The sequence below is a fragment of the Mycobacterium sp. TH-M25 genome, assembly GCF_057473665.1.
Genome location: NZ_JBYCLA010000017.1, coordinates 1 through 5,920 on the forward strand (window position 1 = coordinate 1; position 5,920 = coordinate 5,920).

General features: G+C 68.6%; 6 protein-coding genes and 1 pseudogene. 2 read left to right on the forward strand and 5 right to left on the reverse strand.

The window, feature by feature from the left end; all coding sequences use genetic code 11:
- On the forward strand, positions 1-198 hold a 198-nt coding region (locus AC2VOU_RS00605), incomplete at its 5' end, for a hypothetical protein (RefSeq protein WP_486955606.1).
- Here AC2VOU_RS00605 and AC2VOU_RS00610 read toward each other — a convergent pair.
- From AC2VOU_RS00610 to ssd, 3 genes are read right to left on the reverse strand one after another with little or no spacing between them, the layout of a single operon-like run.
- Positions 176-964, reverse strand: a complete 789-nt coding sequence (locus tag AC2VOU_RS00610) for a type II secretion system F family protein (RefSeq protein ID WP_486955607.1) — start codon at positions 962-964, stop codon at positions 176-178. The two genes, AC2VOU_RS00605 and AC2VOU_RS00610, sit on opposite strands and share 23 nt — an antisense overlap.
- The gene (locus AC2VOU_RS00615) at positions 961-2,118 is read right to left on the reverse strand and encodes a TadA family conjugal transfer-associated ATPase (protein ID WP_486955608.1); all 1,158 of its coding nucleotides are present in this window, start codon (positions 2,116-2,118) and stop codon (positions 961-963) included. Before AC2VOU_RS00615 ends, AC2VOU_RS00610 begins: the two co-directional genes overlap by 4 nt.
- Entirely contained in the window at positions 2,115-3,194 is a 1,080-nt protein-coding gene (gene ssd, locus AC2VOU_RS00620) for a septum site-determining protein Ssd (protein WP_486955609.1), read from the reverse strand. The genes AC2VOU_RS00615 and ssd overlap by 4 nt, the downstream gene beginning before the upstream one ends.
- A gap of 380 nt (positions 3,195-3,574) precedes the next feature.
- Between ssd and AC2VOU_RS00625 the strand changes: the two genes are divergently transcribed.
- Complete coding sequence (locus AC2VOU_RS00625) at positions 3,575-4,423, forward strand: HAD-IB family hydrolase (protein WP_486955610.1); 849 nt, start codon at positions 3,575-3,577, stop codon at positions 4,421-4,423.
- Positions 4,424-4,829: 406 nt separating this feature from the next.
- Here AC2VOU_RS00625 and AC2VOU_RS00630 read toward each other — a convergent pair whose 3' ends face one another.
- Both AC2VOU_RS00630 and AC2VOU_RS00635 read right to left on the reverse strand, forming a co-directional pair.
- Positions 4,830-5,606 carry an oxidoreductase gene (locus AC2VOU_RS00630; protein ID WP_486955611.1) on the reverse strand — a complete coding sequence of 259 codons (777 nt, stop codon included), beginning with the start codon at positions 5,604-5,606 and terminating at the stop codon, positions 4,830-4,832.
- Positions 5,607-5,666: 60 nt separating this feature from the next.
- Positions 5,667-5,920 (reverse strand): annotated as a pseudogene (locus tag AC2VOU_RS00635) (ABC transporter ATP-binding protein); the annotation flags it as partial.

The window sequence follows — 5,920 nt, forward strand, 5'->3', positions numbered from 1 at the left end:
GCCAGACAGACCGAGCCCACACCCAGGCTTGACGCCACCCCCCGTGGATCCACCCCGGCCGCCGACCGCCGCGTCAACGGCGGTCGGCGATCCGGCATCGCGGCGCGAGCCCGCACAGCCGAAGGACCGGCGCTGGACAGCAGCGCAGCAGCCAGAAGCATTGCCGCTGTAGTGATCACGACGCCGCCGCGTCGGTGATGCGATCAGCCCACATCAGCCCGCCACAAATCAGCGTCAGGCCTGCGACCAATAACCACCCGCCCAGACCTGCGCCGAGCAGAAACGACAGCGGGCGCGCCCCGATCGCCTGACCCATCAACACCGACAGCACCGGCAGTCCAGCGAGAATGACAGCGGTAGCGCGAGCGCCCGCCATCGCCGCCCGAACCTGAGCCGAAAAGCGTTGCCGCTCAGCGATATCGCGTTGCGCCGCTTGCATCAGCGCGGACATTGCCAGCCCGTGATCGGTGGCCAACTCCCAGCACACCGCCAACCGCTCCCAGTGTGACAGCAGTGCGACCGTCGCGCCGACTCCGCGCAATCCCGCGGCGACGTCAGCGCCGAGTCGGGCGCGTGCGGCCACCGCACGGCACGCGCCGGCGACTGGTCCGGCTGTCTCCTCTGCCGCCACCGCGAACGCAGTAGCCGGGTGCGCTCCAGCCCTGAGTTCGCCCACCAGCACGTCGATCGCGGTCTCCATCGACCGGCCCTCGTCCATTGCGCGATCGTTGCGACGTCGACGCCGGCCGCGAAGGAACATGGTTGCGGCCACCACGGCGAGCCCCAAAACTGTTGTCAACGAGAACAACGCCGTGCTCGCGACCGCGATGCACGCGATCGTCAAAGACAACACCAGCGGCCGCGAGGCCTTACGCCGCTCGCGGCTCAGCCGCCGCCGCGGCGACGACGGACCCATCAGCGCCGCAGCCGACAACGCGAGCGCGGCCACCGCCGGCCCCGTCACGCCCGCCTCCGGCTTCGCACCAGGGCTCTAAAACCCGAGATCTCATCGGTGCAGCCGCGGTCCGCGTGCCACACCGTGACCGCACGAACACCTCGGTGGGCGCCGCGCAACACGGCAATCTCCTCGAGCCGCCGGCGCCCGTCCCGGTTCCGGGTGACGTGAAGCAACACTTGGACAGCGGCGCTCAATTGACTTTGTAGCGCAGCACAATCCAGACCACCTAGGGCAGCCAATGCCTCGAGACGTGCCGGTACTTCGGCGGGGTTGTTGGCGTGCACCGTACCCGCGCCACCATCGTGACCGGTGTTCAGCGCGGCCAGCAGATCGACCACCTCGGCGCCACGTACTTCACCGACCACGATGCGATCCGGGCGCATCCGCAACGCCTGGCGGACGAGCTGGCGAACGGTGACTTCACCGACGCCCTCGACGTTGGCGCAGCGCGCCACCAATCGCACCAGGTGTGGATGCGGCGGCGCCAGCTCGGCGGCGTCCTCCACACATATGATCCGCTCGTCACCGGCCACCGCGTTCAGCATGGCCGACAGCAACGTCGTCTTGCCCGCGCCGGTCCCGCCGGACACCAAGAACGCAAGCCTGGCGGCGATCACGTCGTGGATCAACTCCGCAGCCTGGGGAGCGATGGCACCGGCCGTGATCAGCGCCGCAAGGTCTTGGGTGACCGGCCGCAGCACCCGCAACGACAGGCAGGTGCCGGCAGCAGCCACGGGCGGTAGGACGGCGTGCAGCCGGACCGCGAAACTACCCATTCCGGTCAACTGGCCGTCGACCCAGGGCTGCGCGTCGTCGAGCCGCCGGCCCGCTGCCAGTGCCAGCCGCTGCGCCAAACGGCGTACAGCTGCCTCGTCGGCGAAGCGAATACCGCTACGGCGCAATCCTTTTCCTTCGTCGACCCATACCGAGTCCGGTGCGGCGACCAGCACGTCGGTGGTGTTGTCGCCACACAGCAGTGGTTCCAGGATTCCTGCGCCGGCCAGCTCGGTCTGCAGTATCCGAAGGTTGGTCAGCACCTCGGTGTCGCCGAGTACCCCACCGGATTCGGCTCGGATCGCCTCGGCCACCACGTTCGGTCGCAGCGGAACGGACTCGGCCGCCAACCGCTCGCGCACTCGATCGATCAACGGACCGCTCATGCCGCACGCCGGTGGGTGCGGCGCGACGGCAGGACGGCCAGAACCGTACGGGCCGCGGTGGCCAGCGCAGACCGACGCCCCATCCGCAGACCTGTGTGTTCGAGTTGCTCGGCCAGCCGCGGATGCGTTCGCATCGCCGCCAACAGCGGCACACCCGCGATGGTCGCGACTTCATCGGCACGCAGACCACCCGGCGATGGCCCACGGACCACCAAGCCCAGGTTGGGATTGATTCCGGCGAGCACGGGAGCGACAGTCGCGGTAGCCGCGCAGGACCGCACATCGCAAGGACTGACCACGACCACGAGATCGGCTGTGTCCAAGGCGGTTTCAACCGCGCCCGTCATCCGACGTGCGAGGTCGCAGACCACCGTCGCACCGCCACGCCGGCCGGCGTCGAGCACGGCTCGCACTGCGCCGCCGTCCAATTCACCTCCGCTCCGGGTGCCCGACAGCAGGCTCATCCCGCGGTGCTGCGGGAGCGCGTCGCGCACGGCTGACCAGGTCAACCGTCCGCCCTGCAGTGCGAGGTCCGGCCACCGCACGCCAGCTGCATTCTCCGCGCCGACCAATAGATCGATGCCGCCCGCCCAGGGGTCTAAATCGACCAGCATCGACTCCGTCGCCACCCGCGCCAGCGCGACCGCGAACAGCGAGGCACCCGCTCCGCCACGCCCGCCCATCACCGCCACCACCGCGCCGCGGCTGCCGTCGTCGCGAGCTGCTTCGGCAGCGTCGGCGAGCTCGCGGACCAGATCATGCTCTTGGGCCGGCAATCTCAGCACGTGCCGGGCACCCACCTCGATGGCCGCCGCCCAGGTTGCCGGCGGCGGATCGTCGCCGGTCACGACGATGACGTGTGCACGCCGCGGCAATCCGGTCTGTGCACAGCCCAGTGCCGCCGCCTCGTCGAGCACGACGGCCGACGCCGCCGACCACGCTTTCCGACTCAGCGGCGACGAGTTCGCGGCGTAGACAACCCGCATGCTCACCGCCGCTGCCACTCGGTCCAGTTCATCGCGCAGGACCGGATCGGCGAGGATCGCCAGAATTCCGCGTGCATCGGTGTTCGGCATCGGCCTACCGTGCCGCGGGCGGGGCGATGCCGCCAGTCGCGCCAACACAATGTGTGGACAACGCCGAGACTGTGCACACCGAGCGTGCGCTGAAAAGACTTACCCGAGAAAAGGGACGACCCCCGCCAGGGGGGGAGGAGGCGAGGGTCGTCGTGTATCAGCCCCGGGGGGTCGGGCTGATACACCTCGGCAAAGCCGAGTGACCCTTACTATACACACGAGAGTGTCGCGCAGCGCAAGGGTTGCGCGCGAAACACACCCACGATCTTCAAGGAGCTGAACCAAACGCCTCGCTGGTACCACGCGTTACGGGATCCGTTTGACCGTGGTTTTTGCCGACAGCGTCGCGGCGCGCCGACTCACCCCCCTATGCTGAGGCGGTGACCGTCTCCGACTCGGCCGCTGAACAGCAAACTCCGCCGATGCCCCCCGGTCGCAGTCCGCGCACGGCAGCATTTTTCGATCTTGACAAGACGATCATCGCCAAGTCGAGCACGCTGGCGTTCAGCAGACCCTTCTTCGCACAGGGGCTGATCAACCGCCGAGCCGTCCTCAAATCGAGCTACGCGCAGTTCCTCTTCCTGCTGTCGGGCGCCGACCACGACCAGATGGATCGGATGCGCATTCATTTGACCAACATGTGCACCGGATGGGACGTCGAGCAGGTCAAGTCCATCGTGAGCGAGACGCTGCACGACATCGTCACTCCGCTGGTGTTCGCCGAGGCGGCCGACCTGATCGCCGGCCACAAACTGTGCGGCCGCGACGTCGTGGTGGTCTCGGCTTCCGGTGAAGAACTCGTCGCACCCATCGCGCGCGCACTGGGGGCCACCCACGCAATGGCGACCCGGATGGTGGTTGAGGACGGCAGGTACACCGGCGAAATCGGGTTCTACTGCTACGGCGAGGGCAAGGTGCAGGCGATTCGCGAGTTGGCCGCGCGCGAGGGCTATCCGCTCGAGCATTGCTACGCCTACTCCGACTCGATCACCGACATGCCGATGCTCGAGTTGGTCGGGCATCCCAGCGTGGTCAATCCCGACCGCGCCCTGCGACGGGAGGCGAGCGCCCGCGACTGGCCGGTGCTGGAGTTTTCCCGACCGGTGTCGCTGCGCGACCGCATCCCGGCACCGTCAGGGGCCGCGGTAGCCACCACAGCCGCGGTGGGGATCAGCGCCCTGGCGGCCGGCGCGCTGACGTACTCGTTGCTGCGTCGGTTTGCCCTCTAGACGCGCACAGCAAACTTTCCACGGCACGGCCCCGTATCGCTTTAGCGTTTTCCTGACAATTGACACTTGATGTGATCGGAGTCACGGAGTACAAAGGAGACACGGAAGCCTGGTACGGCCAAGATCGTTCCAGAAGAGAAGGGCCGATCTCCCGGACAGGGCAACCGAGCACGGTTCTCGGCACCCACGCGGAGTCATAGCCGCGATAATGGCAGAAGTGTTGCGGGCCTGCGTAATTGCGAAGAGCGAACGGCATCGACGGCCCTTTGGGTGGGGCCGACGCCCGGAGCGTCGCAAGAACGCCGAGGCCATCCCACGCAGCCCACAGGTGCACGCATGGTAACCGGGATCCGTGCTAGCGGGCGGCGAGCCGAAATCCTTCGGCACGCCGCCCGCTCTGTAGGTTCTAGTGCCCGCTCCCACCCTGTTCGGTGAGGGTGTCAGCAATCGTCAGCGCCTCCTGGGCGCCGGTGCGCATGGCCCGGCAGCACAACACCAACCAGGACGCCATGCCGTCGGGTGTTCCGGACGCAAAACCGGCCGCGGCTTCGCGGTAGTCGGCGGCGCGACGCATCCATCCCACCTCCGGTACGCCCAGCCCGTGGGGGTCCAGTCCGGTCGCGATGGTGACCAATCTCGACACCGCGCGGGCCACCACGCCATCGGCGGTGCCGAACGGCTTCAGGGTGAGTAGCTCACCATGCGCGACGGCGGCCACCACCGGGGCCGGGGCCGTCGTGCCCCCCGACACGATCTGCGCCAGCAGTTCCAGACGAGGTCCGACGTCGGCGTCGGGACGCGGTCGGCCCAGCCGGCTCTCGTCCACCCGGTCGGCCGCGGCCAACATGTGCAACCGGGCCAGCGCCTGCAGCGGCGCGCGCTGCCACACCCCGACCACATTGGTCTCGCCGCCCTCGAGGGCCTGGGCGACACGCAACGCTCCGGCAAATACGGGGTCACTGATGGCGGCGGCGGCGGCTTCAGCGTCCTCGAGTCGGTGTCCACCCCCGTCCAGCACCGCTGAGGCTCGCGCTGACCGGAGCGCCGCCTCGGCGGCGGTCACCGGCCATCGCCGCAGGTTGGCGCGGTGGCGGTGCGCCCGGCCGAGTGCCTCGCGCGCCTGATCGCTGGCCGCGGCGACGCCGGGCAACTCCACCAGCGGGGCAAGCGGATCAGGATTCATTGGCGCCGCTCCTCCCGCCTTCTCCGATCGCGCAGCGCGGCTCATCGTCGGCTGCGCAACTCACGAGCTGTCAGGATAGCCAGCGCCCGCGCCGGGAACGGCGGCCAGTAGCTGGCGCGTGTATTCATGGCGCGGGCTGGTGAAGACGTCCTCGGTGGCCGCGTGCTCGACCACCCGGCCCGCCCGCATCACGATCACCTCGTCGGCGACCTGCCGGATCACCGACAGGTCATGGCTGATGAACAGGTAAGTCAGGCCCTGTTCCGACTGCAGTTCGCCCAGCAACTACAGGATCTGCGCCTGCACCACGACGT

What these genes read in the sequence shown, in the direction of transcription:
- AC2VOU_RS00630 (WP_486955611.1), bottom strand. Translation starts at nt 5,606, where the DNA reads ATGAATCCTGATCCGCTTGCCCCGCTGGTGGAGTTGCCCGGCGTCGCC.
- ssd (WP_486955609.1), bottom strand. Translation starts at nt 3,194, where the DNA reads ATGCCGAACACCGATGCACGCGGAATTCTGGCGATCCTCGCCGATCCG.
- AC2VOU_RS00615 (WP_486955608.1), bottom strand. Translation starts at nt 2,118, where the DNA reads ATGAGCGGTCCGTTGATCGATCGAGTGCGCGAGCGGTTGGCGGCCGAG.